The 23,525-nt window shown below is 47.2% G+C and carries 19 protein-coding genes; 7 read left to right on the plus strand and 12 right to left on the minus strand.

Annotation, left to right across the window (positions count from 1 at the left end; translation table 11 throughout):
* The first annotated feature begins 33 nt into the window (after window positions 1-33).
* Window positions 34-954, plus strand: coding sequence for an MBL fold metallo-hydrolase (locus DXD25_RS01550; RefSeq protein ID WP_233522155.1), 921 nt, complete (start codon window positions 34-36; stop codon window positions 952-954).
* On the opposite strand, the gene DXD25_RS01555 is transcribed toward DXD25_RS01550, so the two are convergent.
* The 6 genes from DXD25_RS01555 to DXD25_RS01580 all read right to left on the minus strand — a co-directional run bounded on the left by DXD25_RS01555 (window position 949) and on the right by DXD25_RS01580 (window position 8,573).
* Window positions 949-1,548 carry an aminotransferase class IV family protein gene (locus DXD25_RS01555; protein WP_117661475.1) on the minus strand — a complete coding sequence of 200 codons (600 nt, stop codon included), beginning with the start codon at window positions 1,546-1,548 and terminating at the stop codon, window positions 949-951. The two genes, DXD25_RS01550 and DXD25_RS01555, sit on opposite strands and share 6 nt — an antisense overlap.
* Window positions 1,549-1,579: 31 nt before the next feature.
* Window positions 1,580-2,752 (minus strand): aminodeoxychorismate synthase component I, encoded by a 1,173-nt coding sequence (locus DXD25_RS01560; RefSeq protein ID WP_233522156.1) that lies wholly within the window; start codon window positions 2,750-2,752, stop codon window positions 1,580-1,582.
* Between the two features lie 174 nt (window positions 2,753-2,926).
* The gene (gene metE, locus DXD25_RS01565; protein ID WP_117661476.1) at window positions 2,927-5,296 is read right to left on the minus strand and encodes a 5-methyltetrahydropteroyltriglutamate--homocysteine S-methyltransferase; all 2,370 of its coding nucleotides are present in this window, start codon (window positions 5,294-5,296) and stop codon (window positions 2,927-2,929) included.
* Window positions 5,297-5,509: 213 nt separating this feature from the next.
* Window positions 5,510-6,643, minus strand: coding sequence for a cytochrome d ubiquinol oxidase subunit II (gene cydB / locus DXD25_RS01570; RefSeq protein ID WP_117661477.1), 1,134 nt, complete (start codon window positions 6,641-6,643; stop codon window positions 5,510-5,512).
* Between the two features lie 86 nt (window positions 6,644-6,729).
* On the minus strand, window positions 6,730-8,265 hold the full coding sequence (locus DXD25_RS01575) for a cytochrome ubiquinol oxidase subunit I (RefSeq protein ID WP_117661545.1): 1,536 nt from the start codon (window positions 8,263-8,265) through the stop codon (window positions 6,730-6,732).
* A 95-nt stretch (window positions 8,266-8,360) separates the two neighbouring features.
* A complete protein-coding gene (locus DXD25_RS01580; protein WP_117661546.1) occupies window positions 8,361-8,573 on the minus strand; it encodes a DUF4492 domain-containing protein in 213 nt (70 codons plus the stop codon).
* A gap of 431 nt (window positions 8,574-9,004) precedes the next feature.
* Between DXD25_RS01580 and DXD25_RS01585 the strand changes: the two genes are divergently transcribed.
* On the plus strand, window positions 9,005-9,376 hold the full coding sequence (locus DXD25_RS01585) for an MmcQ/YjbR family DNA-binding protein (RefSeq protein ID WP_117661478.1): 372 nt from the start codon (window positions 9,005-9,007) through the stop codon (window positions 9,374-9,376).
* Window positions 9,377-9,675: 299 nt separating this feature from the next.
* Here the strand turns inward: DXD25_RS01585 and DXD25_RS01590 are convergent, their stop codons facing one another.
* From DXD25_RS01590 to DXD25_RS01605, 4 genes are all read right to left on the minus strand, one after another.
* Entirely contained in the window at window positions 9,676-10,557 is an 882-nt protein-coding gene (locus tag DXD25_RS01590) for a radical SAM mobile pair protein B (RefSeq protein WP_117661479.1), read from the minus strand.
* 125 nt (window positions 10,558-10,682) lie between these two features.
* On the minus strand, window positions 10,683-10,919 hold the full coding sequence (locus DXD25_RS17070; protein WP_262924334.1) for a DUF5131 family protein: 237 nt from the start codon (window positions 10,917-10,919) through the stop codon (window positions 10,683-10,685).
* 4 nt (window positions 10,920-10,923) lie between these two features.
* Window positions 10,924-11,703 (minus strand): MBL fold metallo-hydrolase, encoded by a 780-nt coding sequence (locus DXD25_RS01600; RefSeq protein ID WP_117661480.1) that lies wholly within the window; start codon window positions 11,701-11,703, stop codon window positions 10,924-10,926.
* 282 nt (window positions 11,704-11,985) lie between these two features.
* On the minus strand, window positions 11,986-12,435 hold the full coding sequence (locus DXD25_RS01605; protein WP_117661481.1) for a cupin domain-containing protein: 450 nt from the start codon (window positions 12,433-12,435) through the stop codon (window positions 11,986-11,988).
* A 358-nt stretch (window positions 12,436-12,793) separates the two neighbouring features.
* On the opposite strand from DXD25_RS01605, the gene DXD25_RS01610 reads away from it, so the two are divergent.
* Entirely contained in the window at window positions 12,794-13,162 is a 369-nt protein-coding gene (locus tag DXD25_RS01610) for a helix-turn-helix domain-containing protein (protein ID WP_117661482.1), read from the plus strand.
* Between the two features lie 115 nt (window positions 13,163-13,277).
* Window positions 13,278-15,071 carry a 1-deoxy-D-xylulose-5-phosphate synthase gene (locus DXD25_RS01615; RefSeq protein WP_117661483.1) on the plus strand — a complete coding sequence of 598 codons (1,794 nt, stop codon included), beginning with the start codon at window positions 13,278-13,280 and terminating at the stop codon, window positions 15,069-15,071.
* Between the two features lie 157 nt (window positions 15,072-15,228).
* Here the strand turns inward: DXD25_RS01615 and DXD25_RS01620 are convergent, their stop codons facing one another.
* The gene (locus DXD25_RS01620; protein WP_118311764.1) at window positions 15,229-15,813 is read right to left on the minus strand and encodes a hypothetical protein; all 585 of its coding nucleotides are present in this window, start codon (window positions 15,811-15,813) and stop codon (window positions 15,229-15,231) included.
* A 296-nt stretch (window positions 15,814-16,109) separates the two neighbouring features.
* On the opposite strand from DXD25_RS01620, the gene DXD25_RS01625 reads away from it, so the two are divergent.
* From DXD25_RS01625 to DXD25_RS01635, 3 genes are read left to right on the plus strand one after another with little or no spacing between them, the layout of a single operon-like run.
* Entirely contained in the window at window positions 16,110-17,180 is a 1,071-nt protein-coding gene (locus DXD25_RS01625; protein ID WP_117661485.1) for a metallophosphoesterase, read from the plus strand.
* A gap of 58 nt (window positions 17,181-17,238) precedes the next feature.
* Entirely contained in the window at window positions 17,239-20,070 is a 2,832-nt protein-coding gene (locus DXD25_RS01630; protein WP_117661486.1) for a TonB-dependent receptor, read from the plus strand.
* Window positions 20,071-20,129: 59 nt separating this feature from the next.
* Window positions 20,130-21,524 carry a right-handed parallel beta-helix repeat-containing protein gene (locus tag DXD25_RS01635; RefSeq protein ID WP_117661487.1) on the plus strand — a complete coding sequence of 465 codons (1,395 nt, stop codon included), beginning with the start codon at window positions 20,130-20,132 and terminating at the stop codon, window positions 21,522-21,524.
* A gap of 86 nt (window positions 21,525-21,610) precedes the next feature.
* On the opposite strand, the gene DXD25_RS01640 is transcribed toward DXD25_RS01635, so the two are convergent.
* On the minus strand, window positions 21,611-23,182 hold the full coding sequence (locus DXD25_RS01640; protein ID WP_117661488.1) for an ATP-binding protein: 1,572 nt from the start codon (window positions 23,180-23,182) through the stop codon (window positions 21,611-21,613).
* Between the last annotated feature and the right edge of the window lie 343 nt (window positions 23,183-23,525).

A 23,525-nucleotide genomic window follows, 5' to 3' on the forward strand; every position in this document is an offset into this window, starting at 1 on the left:
ATTCCTGATGGGGGAGATTGAGATAAAATAAATATGAATCATAACGAAAATAGCGAAAAGATGAATCAAATTACGATGCTCGGAACGGGAAATGCTACGGTTTCCCAGATTTATAATACCTGTTTTGTGCTCCAGACTTCCAGCACCCTGATGCTGGTGGATGCGGGCGGAGGAAATGGAATCCTCTCACAGTTGAGAAAGGTGAATGTTCTGATTTCTGATATTCATCACCTCTTCGTTACCCATGCGCATACCGACCACGTGCTGGGCGTGATCTGGGTAATCCGAATGGTGGCACAATGTAAGGGTTACGAGGGATTGCTGCATGTGTATGGAAACGACAAGGTGATGAAGGTGATCAAGACCATTATCGATATGATTCTTGCCAAGAAGCAACTGGCGAAGGTGGCTGAAAGGGTGGTGTTCCATCAGCTGGAAGATGGGGAGTGTTTCGAGGTGGGGGATATGAAGCTGGAATGCTTTGATATTCAATCTACTAAGGAGAAGCAGTTCGGATTCCGGGCGGAATTGCCAGGAACTTCAGAAGATAATGTTTCAGAAGATAAGACTGCATCCGATTATGCTTCAGAAGATAAGGCTGCATCCGATAAAGCTGCATCTGATAATCATGCTAAACCTTTGGTTTTGGCGTGTCTGGGCGATGAGCCTTATAACGAGCAGAACCGTTGCTACATAGAGGGGGCGGACTGGATGATGTGCGAGGCGTTCTGCCTCTATGCCGACCGGGATACATTCAAGCCTTACGAGAAATGCCACAGTACGGCGCTTGATGCCGGAAAACTGGCGGAGGAACTGGGGGTGAAGAATCTCATTCTTTATCATACGGAGGAGAAGACTCTTACTACCCGTAAAGAAAATTATACCCGTGAAGCTGCTGAGAACTTCAAGGGTAGAATCTTCGTTCCGGATGATTTGGAAGTGATTGAGCTATAGGATTCTCTGGATTTCCACTTCCCGCTCTCCGAAATCTATCATGGCGTTGAAGAGGCTCACTTTTTCTGCCTTCTTGAGGTCTTCTGGTGTGAGGTCGGCTTCCTCGATGATGCCGGCTTCCAGGAGCTGGGCACACTTGGTTCCCTGGAGCAGGGGATGCTTGGGGGTGAGCCATTTCTTGCCATCAAAAAGGGCGAGATTGGTGAAGGAGGTGTCTGTTATGAGGCCGTTTTTTACGATGATGATTTCATCGCAATCGCCCTTCTGGGCTACCAGGGCGTTGAGCGCACTTCGGTCTGTGCTCTTGTAGGTGTAGTCGATGGAATCATCCTCTACCACCTTGAGGGAATGAATCTCCTTCATCTTGTAGGGGGCATACTCGATGGCTTCCACGCCCTGGACGCCATAAACTACTCGTGCCTTGTAAAGGTTCATTTCTTCTTTGGGAGAAATGAGGGATGAAAGATTTATTTCTTCTGATGCAATGGATGGGAAGAACCTGCTGATGGTTCTCTCCATTCTTGCCTGATGATAGGGCAGGGCCAGGGCCTTGCCGTTCTTGATTTTTATTGTTTCTACAAATTGCTGTTTCATAATTCTCATAATTTTTTGTGTAATCGATTTCCTAATATTCGGAAGATGGATTTTCTTGAATCGGAAGATAGATTTTCTGAATCACTTCTTCGTATTCCTTCCGGCAATCGCTCTTCGAGGTGATACCGCCACCTGCCTTGAAATACAATTCTCGGCTTACTTCAGAATTCTTTCCTTTTTCTGTCTTGGAAGGCGAAGCTTCTTCTTCGACGAATCGAATCATGACGGCGGAATTGAGTTCGCCCTGGTCGTAGATTCCCATGATGCCCGTGTAGAAGCCACGGTCGTAGCCTTCTGCCTCGTGGATGATCTGCATGGTTTTATCCTTCGGGGCGCCCGTGATGGAACCGGCTGGGAGCTGGGCATCGAGGATTTCGCCCAGATGCTGCCGGTAATCTTCGGGCAGGCGACCGCTGATTTCTGAACTGGTTTGCAGGATGTCGCCCTTGTTGGTGTGCAACACGTCGATGTAACGATATTTATCTACTCCTACGTTCTCTGCCACCCGGCTCAGGTCGTTCCTGATTAAATCTACGATGGTGGCGTGTTCTGCCGCCTCTTTCCGGTCTTCCATCAGTTGTTTTTCAGCATCGGGGAGGGATGCATCCAGGGTTCCCTTCATCGGACAGGAGTAGATTCTTCCGTTCTTGATTCTGACGAAGGTTTCGGGCGAAAAGCAGACGAAAGGATTTGAAATCTCTTCGATGTTCTCTTCTTTCGGATAAGTTTTGTTCTGAAATTCTTCTTCCATCTTATCAGCTTTATTCTGCGATTCTTCTTCTTTCTGCTGAGCTTTATCTTCTGTTTGATTTCTCTTTCTTCTGAGCAGCAGTTTATACTTTCCTTTTGCCCGATGGAAAATATCCTCTAATGAGAGATTGCAGCTTACGGGAACCTTGCAGGTGAGATTCGTGAGATAGCTGTTGCCCGCCATGATGTTGTTCTTCACGATGTCGAAACTTCGCTCGTAATCCTCATAAAGGGGTGGGGCTATCTGCCAAGAAATCTTCGCAATCTTTTCCGGATTATTTTTCATCTCATCAGAAGAATTCCCTCTTCCTTCGAAATCGAAGAGGCATTCTTCGGAATTTATATCTGATAGCTGGCGGATGAACGCCTTGTCGCCCTGATAGTTGATGACAAAGAGAAAAGGCTCGTCCTGGCTTGCCAATCGGTTGATTTTATCTATGATTTCCTGTTTCATGTCTGCAAAGATACTGCTTTTCTTTGGATGGGCAAAAGATTGGTGATAAAATATTTCAAGGCTTTGAGTTGCTGGAACACAAAAAATCCCGAGACATAGAGAAATGCCCCGGGATTCCGTTGATAAAAACTATGCAAATTGTTATTCGTATTCTCAATACTTTTGCAAACTTTGTTATTCGTTTCTCAATTCCTTAGCAGCCTCTACCATTCTAATGAGCGAGGCCTTGGTTTCTGCCCAGCCACGGGTCTTCAAACCGCAATCCGGATTCACCCAGAGCTTGCTCTTGTCGATGAATCTTTCCGCTTTTTTCAGCAAATCTACCATCTCCTGAGTCTCTGGTACTCGGGCTGAATGGATGTCGTAGACGCCCGGACCAATCTCGTTAGGATAGTGGAAATCGGCAAAGACAATCAGCAATTCCATCTGCGAACGGGAACACTCGATGGTGATCACGTCAGCATCCATCGCAGCAATATGTTCGATAATATCATTAAACTCAGAATAGCACATGTGGGTGTGAATCTGAGTCTTGTCTTCCACGCCGCTGGCTGAAATCCGGAAGCTTTCTACCGCCCATTTCAGATACTCATCCCATCCTGACTTGCGCAAAGGTAAACCTTCGCGGATGGCTGGCTCGTCTATCTGGATAATCCTGATGTTGTGGCGCTCCAGGTCGCAAACCTCATCACGGATGGCGAGGGCTATCTGCTTGCAGGTGAGAGAACGGGGCTGGTCATTTCTTACAAACGACCATTCGAGGATGGTTACCGGACCGGTGAGCATTCCCTTCATCGGCAACTGGGTGCACGACTGTGCGAAGGTGCTCCAATCCACGGTCATCGCCTGCTTGCGCTCCACGTCGCCATAGATTACTGGTGGTTTCACGCAGCGGGAACCGTAGCTCTGAACCCATCCGTTCTGGGTGAAGGCAAAGCCTGCCAACTGCTCGCCGAAATACTCCACCATGTCGTTGCGCTCAAACTCGCCGTGCACCAGCACATCCAGTCCAATCTCCTCCTGCCATTCTATGCATTTTCGGGTTTCTTCCTTCAGCAGTTGATTGTATTCGGCAGCCGAAATTTCGCCCTTCCTGAACTTGGAACGCCATGAGCGCACCTCTTTGGTCTGAGGAAACGAGCCGATGGTGGTGGTAGGATAGAGCGGAAGATGGAGCTCTGAATGCTGAATCTTCTGGCGCACCTCGAATGCTGAATGGCGCTGCGAATCCTTATCGGTTAAGGCGTCAACCCGGGCTTTCACCTCTGGGTTGTGAATCAGGAAAGAAACCTTTCGGTCGGCAATATCCTTCTGATTTTCAGCGAAGTAAGCCTGGATGCCTGCTGCGTAGTCTTGTTCTGCAGTCTTTTCCTGATGAGAGAATCCCTCTTTAGTCTCACTCCCGGCAAGCGCCTTGATGGCAGCCAGTTCCTCTATCTTCTGTGCCGCAAATGCCATCCATCGCTTGATGCCGGCAGGGAGATTCTGCTCCTTGGTTTCGAGCGCCAGATCGTATGGCACGTGGAGGAACGAGCAGGAACCTGCCACGAAGACTCTATCGGCTCCGAGCTTGCCTTTCGCCTTGTTTACTAGCTCGATCGACTTCTCCAAATCGTTCTTCCAGATGTTGCGGCCGTCCACTACGCCGAGCGAGAGAATCTTGTCTGCAGGCAGGATGTTGAGGATGGAATCCAACTGCTCCGGGCATCTTGCCAGGTCGATGTGGAGGGCTTCCACAGGCAGGTTTACCGCCAAATCTGCGTTATCTTTCAAGCCATCGAAATAGGTGGCTACGATAATCTTGAGGCGGGTGTTCTCTCTGATGTAACCGAACGCCTTCTGGATGGCGTTGCGCTGCTCATCGTCCAGGTCGAGGGCGAGATAAGGCTCGTCTATCTGAATCCATTCTGCTCCCTTCTCTTCCAGGGCTTTGAGAAGTTCGACGTAAACCGGGAGAACCTTATCGAGCAGATCAAGGCGATGGAAACCATCCTGCATTCCCGTGATATCCTCCTTCTCCTTTCCTAAAAGAAGGAACGATACCGGACTCAGAATCACGGGCTTGGTCTTGATGCCCAATTCCAGGGCTTCGCAGAATTCATCCACCACTTTCGTATCGAAGAGTGAGAATTCCTGATCCTTCACAAATTCCGGAACGATGTAATGATAATTCGTATCAAACCATTTGGTCATCTCCATCGCAATCACATCTTCCTGCTCGTTCTGCTCGCCGTGGGCCATGGCGAAATAGAGGCGGAGCTTATCTTCCTTCAGACTATTGTAGCGCGAAGGGATGGCTCCGAGAGTGAGGGTGAGGTCGAGGGTTGTGTCGTAGTAGGAGAAATCGTTGGAAGGGATGAGGTCGATGCCTGCCTTCTGCAGCAAGTTCCAGTTTTCTCTGCGGAGATTTCTGGCGGTATTCTCCAGTTCGTTACGGTTGATCTTACCAGCCCAATAGGCTTCGCAAGCCTTCTTGAGTTCACGCTTCTTACCAATGCGAGGATAGCCCAGCACATTTGTCTTGATGTTTTTGATACTACTCATATCTCTTGTTTTTTATGTTGTTATTCGTTTTCGGCTGCAAAGGTAAGAAGAAGAATCTCATACGCCAAATATTCTTTCGTTTTCAGGAAAACATTCTGAAATATGCGGAAAACGATGACTGCGGCAGAATAATATTCTGTAAAAACAGAAAGTGCCGAAAAGAAGAGTAGTCAATGGTACTGGGCTTCCGGGGGCTAACTCTCGAAACTTCAGTTAATAAGCTTCTCCCTGCTCTATCTCTTCCTGCGTGATGCGCTTGCGGTCGATGGCGCGCCAGGCGAAGACGATGTAGGCGAGGACGAACGGGATGAGGAGGGAAACTATCGCCATGGTGCGGAGCGTGAACTCGCTGCTGCAGCTGTTGGCGAGGGTGAGCGAACTCTGAAGGTCGATGTTCGACGGATAGTAGGCGGTATTGTTCCAGCCGGCTATCAGCAGAAGAACCAGCACGGTGAGCACGGTTCCGATGCCCGTAAACCAGATTCCCTTTCTATACTCCACGCTTCTCGATGACTTGAAAATGCCGAAGAGTACGAGTACTATTCCTATTAATAATAGGGCTGATAGGATTGGCATCTCCAGAAGATTGTGAAGATACTTCATGCTCTCTATCGTAATGCAGGAAGAAGTGCTGAATCCATCCTTTATCATTAGTCTGATGAGGAACGGCAGGAAGAACAATAGGAAAATGAGGGCATTCCATGGCAACTGGCGGGTGCAGCGCTCCTGAATCTGCTGGTGCTCGATGTTGTTCTTGATGTAGAGCATGCCCAGGATGCGGGCTAGCATCAGTACGGCAAGTCCCAGCACCACGTTCCATGGGTCGAGCAGGGCATCAAGACCATGACTGGCGTTTGCCCATCGGCTGATGACGGGTTGCAGACTGTTGGTAATATTGCCCTTGTCTATCAGGAAATTGCTGCCGTTGAAGAAGGTGGCTACGGCACCGCCAAGAAGCAAAGGACCTACGATGCCATTGATGATAAGGCAAATCTGAAAGGTTTTCGGTCCAAGAAAATTACCTATCTTGTTCTGGAATTCATAGCTCACGGCTTGAATCACAAACGAGAACAGGATGATCATCCACAGCCAGTAGGCTCCGCCGAAACTGGTGCTGTAGAACAATGGGAACGAGGCGAAGAAGGCTCCGCCGAAGGTGACGAGCGTGGTGAAGGTGAACTCCCACTTTCTGCCCGTGGAATTGATGATGAGGCGACGCTCTTCTTCTGTTTTTCCCAAACAGAAAATCAAGGTGTTGGCTCCCTGTACAAACATGAGAAACACCAGCAGGGCTCCTAATAATGATACGAGGAACCACCAGTATGATTGCAAAAATTCGTATGTCATAATACTTTCGGGTTTTGTTGTTTACTGAAAAACTATCCTATGATTCTTTTCGAAATCTTTCTGAAAAACATTGATTATCAGAGAGATTATTCGTATTCCGGTCCTTTCTTAATCTGCTTCGCCAGGATGCTGATTTCCACGGCAAGCATGGTGGTGAAGAGTGCCAGGAAGATGAAGAAGGTGGTTGCCACGCTGCTTGCCTCGATGTCGGAGATAGCGGCGCTTACTGGCAGCAGGTCTTGGATGGTCCAAGGCTGGCGACCGATTTCTGCTACTATCCAGCCCGATTCTGAGGCGATGTAAGCCAGCGGAATCATGATGATGGCGGAAATGAGGAACCATCGGTATTGGGCGATTTCCTTCTTATAAACCAAGAAGAGGCTGAGGGCGAAGAAGAGGATGAGCAGGCATCCTACTCCCACCATCAGGCGGAAGGCGTAGAAGCAGATAGGGATGCTCGGCACCAGTTCCTTGGCGTCCTTGATGTAACCATATCCGAAGTATTTCATATTCTCCTTCAAGATTGGCAGCTGGTCTTGCGCCTTGGTTTCGCGATAGGTTTTCAGGGCAACAATCGCCTTCTTGCCCCGGGCTATCTTCTCCTGCACGGATGGTTCCCGGGTACCATCCTCGCGGGTGTAACCCTTGAGAATATCGTTCACGCCTGGCACGTAGCCATCGGCTGTGCGGGTGGCTAAGAACGAGAGCATGTTAGGGATGGCGATGCGCATGGCTGGCTCCTGCTCGCTTTCGTAATCGGGCTGCCGGAAGGGGTGAACGGCTGCTATCGCCGTAAGGCTCTCGTCCTTTCCACCATTATATAAGGCTTCCATCGCAGCCAGTTTCATCGGCTGCACCTGTGCCACCTGATAGGCGGAGTTATCGCCGGTCATCGCAGCCAGCAGGGTAGCGATGAGTCCTACGCCGGCACCCATCTTGATGCTCGCCTTGGCAAGTTGGGTTTCTCTCTTCTTCAGGAGATACCAGCAGCTTACGGCTACTACGAAGGTGGCGCCGATGATCCACGAGGAGGTGACGGTGTGGGTAAACTTGTTGATGGCGAATGGCGAGAGTGCCACATCCAGGAACGAGGTCATCTCGAAGCGCATGGTGTCGGGATTGAATTCCTGCCCCACAGGATATTGCATCCAGGCGTTGGCTACGAGAATCCACCAGGCAGAAATGGTGGCTCCAAGTCCCGTGAGCCAGGTGGAGGCTAGGTGGAAGCCCCGGCTCACCTTATCCCAGCCGAAGAACATCACCGCCACGAAGGTGCTCTCCATGAAGAATGCCAGGATGCCTTCGATGGCGAGGGGAGCGCCGAATACGTCGCCCACAAACCAGGAGTAATTGCTCCAGTTGGTTCCGAATTCAAACTCCAGGATGATTCCCGTGGCAACACCCATGGCGAAGTTTATGCCAAAGAGTTTTTGCCAGAAACGGGTTACGTGCTTCCAGAACGGCTTGTTGGTGCGGTAGTAGCATGTTTCGGCAATGCCCATGATTACTGCCAGTCCCAGGGTGAGGGGCACGAATAGCCAATGGTAGATGGCCGTGAGTGCGAATTGCGCCCTCGACCAGTCGATGGTGGCTGATGTAATGTCTAACAAAAGATTTGTCATCATAGTTGAATGGTTTTAAAATTGTTATTATATAATGTTTTTGTATTTTATTTCTTTCGATAATATTCGATAGTATGGGATTGAAATCCAGAGCTTTATCTGTTCAGAATTTCCTTGGATACGAAGCCAGCCTTGTCTCCGTTCTTGGAATTCGTATTGATAAAATCCGGAAAGAAGAAGAGCTTGAGCACCAGGAAGATGATGGCAAGCTTGATGAGGATGATGGTCCAGAGCGTCTTGCCCAGGGTCATCGTCCTGAAACCATCGTAATAGAGATGGAATATTTGGGATAGCAGTCCTTTTTTCATCGGCTTCACATCCGTTTTCATCAGGTTTTTATCTTTTTTCTTCTGCATAGTCACTCCTTCTTTTAAAAATCTGCTGCAAATCTACAATAAAATTATGTAACTACCAAATTTTTTATTGAAAAAAATATAAAAACGGAAAATTACGGTTTTAGATTATCGGCGATGATAGGAACGGAGCTTGAGATGGATGGTGGTGAGGTTGCAAAATTACGGATAAGGAAAGAGAAGGATTTTAATATAACGGAATTTTATCTGATTAGCTTTGTTTTTTATGGAATAAGGCTTGCCGTTTCATCTGAATTCATTATCTTTGCACTATATTTGTAGGAAGAGCTGCATCTTAGCAAGTTTTATAGGATAAGCTGCATCTCAGCAAGTAGAATTAAAATATAATGAGAAGAAATGTAGAATTAATTTAGTGTGAAGAAATAATGAATATAGAATCTGTTAGAGAGTATTGCCTCTCGCTTCCCCTCGTAACCGAGGCTTTTCCTTTTGATGAGCGGACCTTGGCGTTTCGCATTTTGGGCAAGATCTTTGCCTGTGTTGACCTGGAGCGCCCCGAGTGGGTTACGATGAAATGTAATGCCGATTACGCCCTCGAACTTCGGGAAGTCCATCCCGAAATAGAAGGCGCATGGCATTGGAATAAGAAATACTGGAATCAGGTAAACCTTTATGGCACGCTGGAAGATGATTTCATCCAGGTCCTGATTCGCCACAGCTATTCCGAAGTGGTGAAGAAGCTCAAGAAAAAGGAAAAGCTTGAGCATCCCTTAATTCCGCAACACTATAGTTTATAATATTTTTTAAGTACCTGAGCAACAAAAAGTTGCTCAGGATTTTGTTATGTCAAAGAATTCACTTATATTAGTGTTGCAAAAAAAACAAGAGAATTCGATAAATGACATGGCAAAAGTACAAATAAAATCTGAGAAACTTACTCCTTTTGGATAATAATCCCCGATAAACCACTGTCATTGTTGGCGACAATGTCAATCGGCGTGGGTTGTCCTTATCGCGGATTTTTGTTCATACCTGATGTGAGATATCATCGGGTCCGGGCTCATCTTTGACCATATCCATTATCCTTTTACGGCATTCACCCTTTGTTTTTGAGCCTGATTTTCTCATGATAGAAATAGTTCACGATGACAGGCTTACCTTTTTCGGAGCGTCCGTAAGGCAAATCGTTCACCCGATAGGGAAAGCCTTGTGTTTGTGCATACTGGGATATGTCCTGTTCCAAAGCCTGCCAGTAATCAAGTTTTTTCTTGTTGTATATCTCTTCGTACAACGGAAAGAACTCGGGATATTTCTCACGAATATACGTCATTATTCCTCCTTTGAATTGTCCACGCAGGTTCAGATTTTCAAGCCATATCAAATCGGCATAATTTTTCACCTCCCCAATAATCGCCTTCACATCGGTTATTCCCGGAAATATGGGTGAAACGAAACATACGGTACGGATGCCTGCCTCATAGACTTGACGCATCGCTTTCAGGCGACGTTCTATGCTCACGGCATTGTCCATATCCGTGCGGAACCGCTCATCAAGCGTATTGACCGACCACGATACCGTTACTTTAGGAAAACCTTTCAATAGATCGAGGTCACGCAGGACGAGGTCGGATTTCGTACAAACCATAATCTCGGCATTACTTCCATGTAGTTCTTCGAGCAATTTACGCGTACGACGGAAAGATTCTTCATACGGATTGTAACCATCCGTCACAGAACCTATCACAATACGCTCGCCATCATATTTGTGTGGATTCTTTATCGGTTTCCAATTCTTCACGTCCAGGAATGCTCCCCACGGTTCGGTATGTCCTGTGAAACGTTTCATGAACGAGGCGTAGCAATATTTGCAGGCGTGTGGACAGCCTACATAGGGATTGACCGAATACCCGCCGACCGGCAGCGAAGATTTGGTCATGACACTCTGTACATCTATTTCTCTGATTATTTCCTTTTCCATATTTTTTCTATAAATTGTTCTGGTAGCTCTTGAATCATTCGGTCTTCTCCCATGATAGGCAAAAGGTCTTCTTTCATAAATACCAAAATGTGATTTCTTTTCGCCTGTTCTACAATATGACGTACTCATTCAGGATTGGCATCTACTTTCCCTTTCCTTTTGTCTGTTTCCGTTCCTATAACAATCCATTCGTAACCCTCCAAATCTATCTCACCAACATCCTCGAAGAGAGGTTCAAAAGTAGCATGATAATGTTTAGAGCGAATGTGACCTTTTAATTCCTTCAGCCGTTTCTTCTCGGAAGCCCTAGTCACAGTAACTCCCATCCATACGTTTTCATCGTTATAAGTGATTTGATACAGACGCTCATAATATTATTGTTTCTCCATCTTCAGGAATAATCAGGCGACTCATTTCTATTTCGTGATGCATGGCCTCGTTACGCAGAATTGCGCGTGTGGTCTGCCCATGATCGGTAGCTTCCATGTGGACTGCTATTAGTTTGATGTGAGCGGGAAGTTCATCAAGCATGGTCATAACTTCCTGTTCGTCGGGAATAATAGAACCTTCTGTTCGAGAAAATTCAGGGAATATTGCACCTCCACTGTTCACTATGATGTAATCGGGAGAAAACTGTTCTATGGTCTGACGGATACACTCCTCCCACTTGCAGTCACTCATTATATATACGGTAGGGAAACCAGACGCGGTAAGCACATAGCCGGATACTGGCCCCATCATTTCTCCAATCTGTCCGAAGCCATGGTGCCCTTGGATGCGATGAATGGTTAAATCTCCAATGGTTTTGTCTTTTTCAATGCTTTCTACATTGGTAAAACCATCCTGCTTAATACCCTCTTTATCCTGCGGTTGTGTCAGGAACAGGATGTTCTTCGCTAAATGCTGTTTCACTGTCGGGTCGTAATGATCAATATGGTTGTGTGTCAGCAATACCATATCCAGACCATCCGTAATTTCATTCATCGGCATCGTAAGATGTACTCTTGGTGTCTTATATACTCCGAGGGCCGACTGCAAAGTGCCTTTTTCGGCAAGCATGGGGTCAACAAGTATCTCTTTTCCAGCATAATGAATTCGCAAAGTTGCATTGCGAATCAGTCGAATTATAACATTTTTTTTCTTCATGATTTGTTGTATGAGTCCACTTGAAAAAGTGGGTTCTATTTAAATTAAACAATAGCCTTGGGTAGTTATATTCTGCCGTTGGCGTTAACTAACTCTGGCGAATAGTTAAGTGTTCATTAGTTGGTCAAACAACTTTAGCACGCAACTACAGCCTTAAAAATGCCTCAAAATGGGGCTATTCGCTCTTTGAACTACTTATTTTGCAATTTGGAAACTTAATTGGCAGTCAAACCAGAAAAGACGGCGTATGTTCATCCAAGCGCATCTTGGGTGGAGTAGTTCCTACCACTCCACCTTATCATTCAGAATCACGCCGTCGGTTGCATCTTCGGCTGTAAAGGTTTCGCCCTTATACTGCACGCAGAGCATCACGAGCGGTTCTGTACCGTTGTTGCGAACGGAGCGCTTGCCGTCTGGTGCTACTCTCACCACGCTTCCCTCCTGAACTGGGAATACCTTGCCATCCACCTGGAACTCGCCCTTGCCGTTGAGGAAGAAATACAGTTCCTCGTGGTTCTTGTGAGTATGGAGGAAGCCTGTCTCTGTGCCAGGAGCAAAGCTCTGGAATGAGAACTCGCCACCAGTAGCGTTCACGCTCTGACCTCCGAATACCTTTCCGGGAATCTTAATCTCAGGCCCCAACTCTAAAGTGTAGTCCTTGAATTCACTCATCTTACCAAAATCTGTGGCTGTGAAGTTTTCAGCCTTTGCAATAATCTTTGTTTCTTTCATCTTGTCTGTTATTTTTTAATATTTATATTTTTCTTTCTTTATTTCACTTTATGTTATTTCTTATTGTGAATTTGTGAATACTTCTGCTTTCAGCTTTTATTTCTGAATTGCGTTGCAAAGATACTGAAAAAAACTGGTTCCTGCAAGAAGGCACTTGGGGGTAAGATGGTTACCGGGAGGTAACTATTGCGTGGGAATGGGAGAAAGAAAAAAGAAGCATTAACTTAGATTAACTTGGTATGTTTGGTATCTTTCCGGATATTAGTTACTTTTGTAGCCTATTGCAGAATATTGCAGAGTTTTGCAGAATATTATAGATTATTGCAGAATATTATAGTAGAATATAAGAAGATTGATTATGGCAAGAATGATAAAAGAAATGGTAGTGCAGGACTGTCCCATCCGTAATGTCCTGGCTCGCGTTTGCGACAAGTGGTCGCTACTGGTAATCTACACCCTGAAATCTCATCAGGATGGTCCCCTCCGGTTTAATGCCCTGCGTAAGCTGATTCCGGATATTTCGCAGAAAATGCTTACCAGCACGTTAAAGTCGTTGGAGGCTGATGGCTACGTTACCCGCAAGGCTTATGCCGAGGTTCCGCCAAGAGTGGAGTATTCTCTCACACCCCGTACTGAAACCCTTATTCCTATTATGGATCATCTGATAGACTGGGCGCTGGATAACATGGCTGTAATTCTGAAGGATAGGGATAAGGCAGCAGGCTGATTTCCCAGATGAGTTTTCCGGAAAATCATTCATATTTTCTGTAGTTTGGGTAATGCATGTTTTCTGGATTCTTTGTATCTTTGCACCCGGAAATCATAATTATAAATATAAGAAAATGTATATTGAGAAGATAAAGTCGCCAGCCGACTTGAAGAAGCTGGATTTGAAGGAGCTGCAGGTGGTGGCTGATGAAACCAGACAGGCTGTGCTGAACCGTGTAAGCAAGCATGGCGGTCATGTGGGACCGAACCTGGGATTCGTGGAGGCTACCGTGGCGCTTCACTACGTTTTTAATGCGCCAAAGGATAAGCTCGTGTTTGACGTAAGCCACCAATGCTATCCGCATAAGGTGCTCACCGGACGAGCTGCGGGATTCCTCGGCGATGTGGATGACATGAATGCCATTTCGGGCTATTCTTCTCCTGCCGAATGTCCGGAGTATGATAACTTTGAGGTGGGACATACTTCTACTTCCGTGAGTCTTGCCACCGGTTTGCAGAAGGCGCGCGACGTCAAGGGTACCGATGAGAACATCATCGCCATTATCGGCGACGGCTCCCTTTCGGGCGGCGAGGCTTTCGAGGGACTGGATGAGGCTTCGGAACTCGGCACGGGCATCATCATCGTGGTGAACGACAACGAAATGTCTATCGCCGAAAATCATGGAGGAATCTATAAGAACCTGCGTGCCCTGCGCCAGAGCAACGGCACCTGCGAGCACAACTGGTTCAAGGCGTGGGGCTTTGAATACAAGTATCTGGAAGAGGGTAACGACATAGAAAAACTCATCCAGGTTTTCGAGAGCGTGAAGGATACGGATAAGCCTACCGTGGTTCACATTCACACAGAAAAAGGTCATGGATTTGCGCCAGCTGTAGCCAACAAGGAGGCTTGGCATTGGGGAATGCCTTTCAACCTGGAAGATGGCAGCCGACCAAGAAAGAATGCCGATGGAACCATTCCGGAGGTTGCTCCAACAGAGGATTACGGCACTTTATTCTCTGACTGGATGCTCAGCGAGATGAAGCAGGATAAGACCCTCATCGCCGTAACCGCCGGTACTCCTACCGCAGGTGGTTTTACTGCCGATAAGCGAAAGTTGGCTGGCAAGCAGCACATTGATATGGGAATCGCCGAAGAGCAGGCGGTGGCCATGATTTCGGGAATGGCGAAGGGCGGATTGCATCCGGTATGGACCGTTTACAGCACCTTCATCCAACGTACCTACGACCAGATTGCGCAAGACCTCTGCATCAATTCCAACCCAGCCGTAATCAACGTGGTAGGAGGCGGAGTGAACTCGATGAACGACATTACCCACATCTGCCTTTTCGATGTTCCGATGCTCTGCAGCATTCCGGGGCTCATCTATCTGGCTCCAACCACCTGCGAGGAGTATTTCGCCATGCTCCGCTGGAGCATTCTGCAGGATAAGAAACCTATCGCCATCCGCGTGCCAAGCAATGGCGTGGTTCATACGTCAGAAGCCGTTGATGCTGAGTATGGCTACGAGGCAAAGTACAAGGTGATGCACCAGGGCGAGAAGGTAGCAATCATCGCCGCCGGTTCGTTCTATCAGAAGGGCGAGAATGTAGTCCGCTTGTTGGCTGATAAGGGTATCGATGCAACGCTCATCAATCCCCGTTATCTGAATGAGGTGGATGCCGAGACGCTGGATAGTCTGAAGGCAAACCATCAGTTGGTGGTAACCCTGGAGGATGGATCGAAGGATGGCGGCTTCGGAGAGCGCATCGCCTCTTACTATGGCACTTCAGAAATGAAGGTGATGGTGGGCGGCATCAGAAAGGGTCTCTACGATAGATATGATGTGCAGCAGTTGCTTTCGGATAATCGCCTGCTCGATGAGCAGATTGTGGAAGACGTTTTGTTAGTAATTAATGAATGGTAATTATTAATGATTAGTTATTAGTTAGTCGGCATAGTTAGTTTTTATTTAACGAGAAATCCAAGCCGGAGAATGATCTCTAGCTTGGATTTCTTCTGTTTTATCATCGAATGTTTGTCTTAATTTCATCTTAATCTTAGTCATCATCCCAGTCATTATCTCAATCATCATCATCATCGTCATCATCATCGTCATCATCCCAATCTCTATCGTGCTTCCACTTCTTCTTGTCGTGCTTCCACTTCTTGTCGTGCTTGTGATGCTTGTGATGTTTGTGATGCTTGTCTGGCTTTCCAGGTCCATAAGTTATATGGGTACCGCCTGGCCATCCCGGTCTTCCGTAGCTGCACTCTGGGCGAGGGCGGCGCTTGTCGTGTCCCCAGTTATGCTTTGGATACTTGGTGTAAATATGGTGAACATACACATGATTCTGCCAGCCGATAGGGCGATAGAAATAGTAAGAGTCCTTGAATCTCTTCCATTGTCTGGCGGTCATCATGCGCTTGAGCTGCTTGTTGCGGTAATGCCAGCCGTAGGCATCGATGTCGCGATAGCTTTGGATGCCATTGAGATAATTGAGATTGATGTTCAGGATGCTGTTGCGCTGAACGCTGCTCAATCCCAGTTCCACCACCATCTTATCTGTGATAAAACGGGCTTCAGCCTGAATATCTGTCAGTCTCTGAGCATTCATAGATGCAATCATCATCCATGCTGCAACCAATGTCATAATCATTCTTTTCATAACGATCTTCTCTTTAAAGGGTTATTACTGCATTTATTTATTTCTGGTGCAAAGATAGAGAGAATAGCTGAAAAAAGCAAAGGGAAAACCATAAACCAGCGTATGATTTTCCCTAAAAGCATCGGGGGAAACTCCCGTAATAAGATTGTAGTATCTTTTATCTGCTAATTCAAATCCTTGTAACCTCATTGACACATAATACCCCTACCTTTGCACCCGAAATTTAACAGATTCCACCCCGAAAGGGGAAAGGTATCATCAATATTTAATAATGTATTATAGTCAGATAAAGAAAAATGGAAAAGAAAGTATCGGGTAAGCATAGCAGCATGAATGGCTTTGCTATGATGAAAGGTAGAGTAGCTACTGTAGTTTTGGCTTCGGCTTTATTGTTGGGCGGAGGCTTGACTGCTCAGGCTCAAAACACAGCATTAACCACCTGTTCTCAGAGTGCAGCAACCGCTATTCCGCAGAATCCTAACTGGAAGGCGAATGCTGCCGAATGGCAGAAACTGAAGGGCGAAATCACCCTCTACATGACCAATGATATGGGTCGCAACGGCTACTACGACCAGAAGCCTATCGCCGAACTGATGGGCGAGATGGCGGGTACGGTAGATCCGGAATGCGTACTTGCCGTGGGCGACATCCACCATTTCAATGGCGTGGCTTCTACCCAGGACCCTCTGTGGCTTACCAATTATGAATATGTTTATTCTCATCCCGACCTGATGCTCAATTGGTTCCCGGTTTGCGGCAACCATGAGTATCGTGGTAATACCCAGGCTTTTATGGACTACGGCAAGGTGAGCCGCCGCTGGATGATGCCAGCCAAATATTACACCAAGGTGTTCGACCACAAGGGAACCACCATCCGTGTCATCTTCCTCGACACCACTCCGCTCATCGATTCCTATCGCAAGAATCCGGAAATCTATCCTGATGCCTGCAAGCAGGATGCTGAGGCTCAGCTCTCCTGGCTCGACGAAACCCTGAAGAATGCCAAGGAAGATTGGGTCATCGTGGTAGGCCATCATCCTATCTACGCCTACACCACGAAGAAAGAGAATGAGCGCCTCGACATGCAGAAGCGCCTCCTTCCTGTCCTCCATAAATATAATAATGTGGCGATTTATGCCTGCGGTCACATCCACAACTTCCAGCACATCCAAAAGAAGGGCGATAACATCGACTACGTAGTCAATTCCTCTTCCTCTCTGGCTCGTCCTGTGAAGCCTATCGATGGCACCGTGTTCTGCAGTCCTGCCGATGGTTTCTCTGTATTTACTGCAGATAAGAAGCAGCTCAGAATGTCGATGATTGACAAGGATGGAAAAATCATTCACACGGTTACAAAAAGTAAGTAAAAAGCAAAAGTAAGTGAAGAGTGAAGAACGAAGAGTGAAGAATTCAATAGCGATATAGATGAAAATATTTTTACTGAGTGCGGCGCTTCTTGCCGCTGCAACTACCGCCATCCAGGCCCACACGCTGGATGGTGTAGTCAAGGATAACAAAACGGGCGACCCCCTCATCGGAACCGTAATCCGAGTAAAGGAGCTGCCCAACGTGAGTACCACCACCGGACTTGATGGTACTTTCACCCTGCATGAATTGCCAGATAAAGGCAAGTTTACCATCATCGTTTCCTACATGTCTTACAAGACCAGGGAGATGGTAGTGGATGTGGCTAAAGACTTCTCCAAGGATGGAAAAGAGGGAAAGGATGGACAGTTGACCATCGCGATGGATGAAGACCTGAAGCAGTTGGGCGAAGTGGTGGTTACCGGTCATCGTGAATACCGCAGCGACCGCAGCGCCATAGAAACCGTGAAGAATGCCGGCAACGTGCTCAACGTGATGAGCCAGCAGAGCATCCAGCTTTCGCCTGATGTCAACGTAGCGAGCGTTCTGCAGCGAGTATCGGGTGTCACCATGGAGCGTGATGCATCGGGCGAGGCTTCCTACGCCATCCTCCGAGGCATGGACAAGCGCTACAACTACACCCTGGTAAACGGCGTGAAGATTCCTAGTCCGGATGATAAAAACCGTTACATCCCATTGAATATCTTCCCTTCAGATCTGATGGACCGCCTCGTGGTTTCCAAGTCTCTTACTGCTGATATGGAAGGCGATGCAGCCGGCGGCGTGGTGGATATGGTGATGAAGGATGCCCCATCCCGCTTCCAGATTCAGGCGAATGCTGCCATCGGAGCAAGTGATTATTTCTGGAAGGATGGCAGAGATTATCTTACCAGCAACCGCTCTGATTATACAAAGAAATCTCCTTACGAGGCTTTCGGAAAAGACTACAAGGCGCAGATGAGCGATTTCAGGAACGGTCCTGTTCAGTTGAAGAGCCATTCTCTTCCTGCTCCTAACTTCATAGGAGGTCTGAGCATCGGCAACCGCTTCTGGAACGACCGCCTGGGCGTGATGCTTGCCGGAAGCGTGCAGAATGTTTTCCGTGGTACCGAGCGCACCTACAATTCCGTAAAGATGGCTTCGGGCGAGCAGGCCATGTACATTTCCAATCTGCAGCATCGCTACTATAGCATCCACGACCTTACTGCGGGTGCTCATGCCAAGTTCGACTTAACCCTGCCTCGCCACAAGCTGGAATGGTACAACATGTATGTGCGCACCAATTCCAAGGGCACCAGATACAACAATAGCGTCAACACCGAATACATCGGAGCCGACAGCTACACCCAGGATGATGAGGTGCGCTCTCTCTCAACCACCCAGAGCATCTTCGCCACCAATCTGAAGGGTACGCATCATCTTACCAAGGATTTTACCGTAGATTGGTCGGGCGTGTTCTCGCAGGCTAAGGAGGAAGATCCGGATAGAACTTACGTTACCCTGACCAACTCCATCAGCAGAACTGCCGAGAATGGCGGAGATGCCGTTTCGGGTTCCATCTGGGAAGGTGAAAAGAACATCACCAAGACCCTGCCTAAGAGTGCTGAGCGCCGATTCCAGCACAACAAGGATACCGATTGGGCGGGTTACATCAACCTCTCTTACGATACCCATTTCGCCAACTCTGTGGAGGCTCTCTGGAAGACGGGTGCGCAGTATCGCAGAAAGGAACGCAGCAATAGATATTATTCTTACATCTTCAATCCTGCCGACATCTCGCAGCGATTGGATGGCAATGGAATAGACCAGTATGCCAACATCGATTGGGTTTGCAAGACTCCTTATTCTCAGGCTTCCCAGCTCAACTACGATTCCAAGGAGCACATCGGCGGAGCCTACGCCATGGTAACCCTGAAGAGCGAGGTGGGCGAACTGAATGCCGGTTTCCGTGCCGAGCACACCAACCAGATTTACACCATGCTCCAGCACTTCCGCAACATGGGACAGGTGGGCGAGCAGAGCTACTGGGATTATCTGCCATCGGCATCCATCAAGTGGACGCCAACCAGGAAGATGAACGTGCGTCTCTCTTACTATCGCTCCATTAACCGTCCGGGGTTCTACGAGATAGTGCCTTATCAGATTCAGGGCGAGGAGTATCAGGAAAAAGGTAATCCAAACCTGAAGCGTGCCCGCATCGACAACATCGACCTGCGCTGGGAGTGGTTCCCAAGCAAGACCGAACAGATTCTTGCCGGCGTATTCTATAAGTATCTGAAAGACCCTATAGAGCAGGTGTTCGTAACATCGGATGGCAAGATAGGATCCGGAACTGATGCTTACTACATGCCGGATAACCTGGGTAATGCCAAGAACATGGGATTCGAAATCGACCTCATCAAGTACATCCGCCACTTCGGAGTGAAGGCGAATTATACTTACACCCATTCTGAAATCACCACCTCGAAGCGTGAGTACCAGGAGGGTAGTGCCGAGTATAAGACGGGCGTAACCCAGACCCGTCCGCTGGTTAACCAGGCTCCTCATACCGCTAACATCTCCTTATTATATAAGGATACGGAGAATGGCTGGAATGCGCAGCTTGCCTCTTCCTTCACGGGCACCAAGCTTGCCCTGGTTTCTCCCTTCAAGGATGCCGACCAGTGGGACAAGGCGATGTTCGGTCTCGACCTGAGTGCCGAGAAGCAATTCAAAAACGGCATCTCCATCTTCTTCAAGGCAAACAATCTGCTCGATGCCAAGCGCGAGAGATACTTGAAGACTGTGAACAAGAGCAACCTGGAGTATGAGGGCCAGAAGAGCGATAAGACCATCGTGGGAACTTATCAGTATGGCAGAACCTTCCTGCTGGGAGTAAGATACAAATTATAATGTTAAATATTAAATTAAGGCTAACGCCTTGATTACTAATCATAAAGTTCAAAGTTCAAATGTTAAAGTTCAAAGTAAAATATAGCTTGCTGTTGATGGCAGCAGCTGCAATGTTCTCCACATCTTGCGAGAACGATAATATCAATCCATACGATTACGTGAATAATGGCGGTAATGGAAGTGATGGCAACCAGAACCAGGGTTCTAAGGATGTCATTACAACGAAGGTGGCAGAATATCCAGCAGGTTCTGTGGTTTGGAGCAAGGATACTACCCTGAGCGAGAGCGTTGAGATTCCAGTAGGAGCATCGCTCTACATTGAGCCGGGTGTAACCGTTACCTGCAAGTCAGAGGTTCAGGTGCCGGTAGAAATCGTGGTATTGGGCAATCTCTATTGCCTGGGAACCGCCGAAAAACCGGTAGTCTTTACTTCGGATACCAGGAAGCCTGCCGATTGGGGCGGCATCATCTGCGGATATAATTCTGAGGAGGTGGTGCTCAACCACGTGGATGTGGCCTATGCCGGTGCTACTCCTACCGAGAGTTCAGCTTCTTTCCAGAACAAGCTTTTCAAGACCACCATCGATGGTGGCGTGCCAGCCTTCCACTTCTGTAATGTAAACGGCAAGTTTGTGATGGCAAACAGTTTCTTCCATGACAACTACAACGACCAGACTTACTTTACCGGTGGTAACGGCGTGATTATCAATAATATCTTTGCCGATAGCGGAAATGCAGCCGATGGTGGCGAGGCCATCAACGTAAAGGCAGGTTGCAAGATTGATGTTGCCAACAACATCATCTACAACGCCTGTACCAACGCCTTCAAGCTTTCTAATGCCGGCAATAGCGAGGTGATTCCTCTCTCTGAGATGACCGTCTATAACAACACCATCGTCAACTGCGGCTGGCGCCGTTCCAAAAACAAGAAGGGTGGTTCTGTCTGGGTAGAGAAGGCAGCGAAGCCAATCTTCGTGAACAACCTCATCTACGATTCCCGTTTCGGATTGAAGCAGCCAAAGAAGGATGGTGCAGATATGGATCACAGTCGTCTTACACCAAATTACTACTTTGCATCTACAGAGACTGGCGTAGCGCAGATGGCGAAGGATGCAGAACTCGGCATCTGGTTTGATACCGATATCAAGAGCAGCGTGGCAGGTCAGCTCAATCCTCTCTTCAAGAACTTCACTCAGAGCGAGAAGATGAACATCAATTGCGAGATAGATGATGTAGCCCAGGGTGCTCCATTGGCATTCGACAAGAGTTGGAATTTCGATTATCAGGCAGGCAGTCCTGCACTCTCAGGAGGTGTAACCGATTTTGCCCGCCTCTTCCCACAAGGTCTGCCATTCTTCGGCATGAAGCAGGTGAATTTCCTGGATAAGAATAACGACCAGAACTATTACTTCGCCGCCCCATTGCCAAGCGCAAGATTCGGAGCGTGGCTGTAGGATAAATAAGATGAATATAAAAGGAAAAAGCGTGCAGGCAACATCATTGTCGCCTGCACGCTTTTCGTTTTTATCATTTTTATCATCTAAATTTGTTGTGATTTCCAATCGAACACGATGGTGTTGTCTTCTTTGATATTGAAGCTCATACCTACCTTGATAATTTCCTTGCCGCTCATGGCAAAGGTATTGACATAATGCTTGCTTTCTATCTGCTCAAGAGCCTCCTGGGCAGTCTTTCCAAACTTCAGCTCCATCACATAGATAGTATCATCTGTCTCCATGGTTATATCAATTCTACCCTTTGACGTATGTTGCTCCACTATAATCCTGAAATTCGTGAGCAAGGCAAAGATGATATACATCGTTTGCTGGTAATGACCTTCGTAATGGGTGTTGTCGCAATAAGGCACCGTCTCCCAAAACGATTTCAATAACTGTAAGGCTTCATCTATCTTTCCATGTTTAATAAGCACCGACATCTTGGCGATGGTGGTATTGCACATCGCCGTCTTTGAGGTCAGATAATTAGGCAACAAACTTCTGTACAATCCAACTCTTATTTCCTTGTTAGGAATGGCTAGGGTATAGAGTTCCGTTTCTTCATCGTAATCCTTGATGGTGATGTAACCACTCTGATAGAGCAGCGGCATGATGGTGGTCATGGTTTCCGTGGCAGCATCAAAGTCATCCTTTCCGGCTTCCATACTCTCGCCCAGGTTCGCTGGCAGAAAGTTGAAATTGCGCATCATATTAATCAGATAAGTAGGAGTGCCGGAACCAAACCAGTAGGAATCAATCTTCTGCTTGGCAAAGCAGGTTAATAAGCTGAACGGATTATAAACGTCAGGAGAAGGCCATGTGAAATGATAGCCGTCATAATTATCCTTTAACTTAGCTAACGTCTGCTCATACGACAGGTTTAATTTTTCTGCAAGTGCCTCTATGTCATCCCGCATTCCGTTCACCAGTTCATCTTCCGTAATTCCGCAAATGCCGGCATACGGCTCGTCCATACTGATATTGGTGATGTTGTTCAATTCGCTGAAGATGCTGAGCTGAGAGAATTTTGTGATGCCTGTTAGGAATACGAAGCGGAGCAATTTCTCGCATCCTTTTAGCGGACTGTAGAAATTGCGCATGGCGTTGCGAAGTTCTTCCAATTTTTCATCCTCGTGCACCACATCAAGCAAAGGGGCATCATATTCGTCAATCAGTATTACCACTTGCTTGCCCGTTTCCCTATAGGCAGTCTGGATAAGTGAGATGAGGCGGACGTTGGCATCAACAGCCGGATTCGTAATGCCCCATTTCTGCTCTTGTTCTGCAAGTTGCTGGTCGAAATATCTTTCCAGCTGGGCTATCTCCATGTGTTTGCCCATGCTCATATCGAAATGCAGCACCGGATAGCTTATCCAATCCTTTTCTAGCTTTTCGATGGCGAGTCCTTTGAAAAGATCCTTCTTTCCTTCAAAATAGCTCTGCATGGTAGTTAGCAACAGCGACTTTCCGAAACGGCGTGGACGGCTCAGGAAGAAATAAGTACCATCAGTATGTGCCATACGATATACATATTCCGTCTTGTCAATGTAGAACTTATCCTCTACTCGGATTCGTTCGAAAGTTTGTAATCCTATCGGATATAGTTTTCTTGCCATAATTGCTCGCCTTTCTTTTAAGTGATATTCTCTTTGTTGGCAAAGATACGAATAAATGGTGAAACCACCAAATAATAAACATCTTTTCTTCATTTATGCCCCTTATCTCATTTCCTTATACCTTTTATTTCTTTTCTCTCCTTATTTCTTTTCTCTCCTCCTTTTATCTTCTTTCTTCCTTCTCTTATCTCCTTTCTCCCTCCTTCCAGTATTAATTTTGTGTTAATCTTAGGAAAAGTCTTGTTTAATATAGGATAAAGTTGTATCTTTGCCTAGTAGAAAGTTTCGTTCAGCGACGTTAAATGTGCGTTCAACGTCGCTGAACCTGCATTCAACGTCGCTG

Origin of the sequence: Prevotella sp. TF12-30, assembly GCF_003436715.1 — a bacterium.
In the GTDB taxonomy this organism is placed as follows: Bacteria; Bacteroidota; Bacteroidia; order Bacteroidales; family Bacteroidaceae; genus Prevotella; species Prevotella copri_A.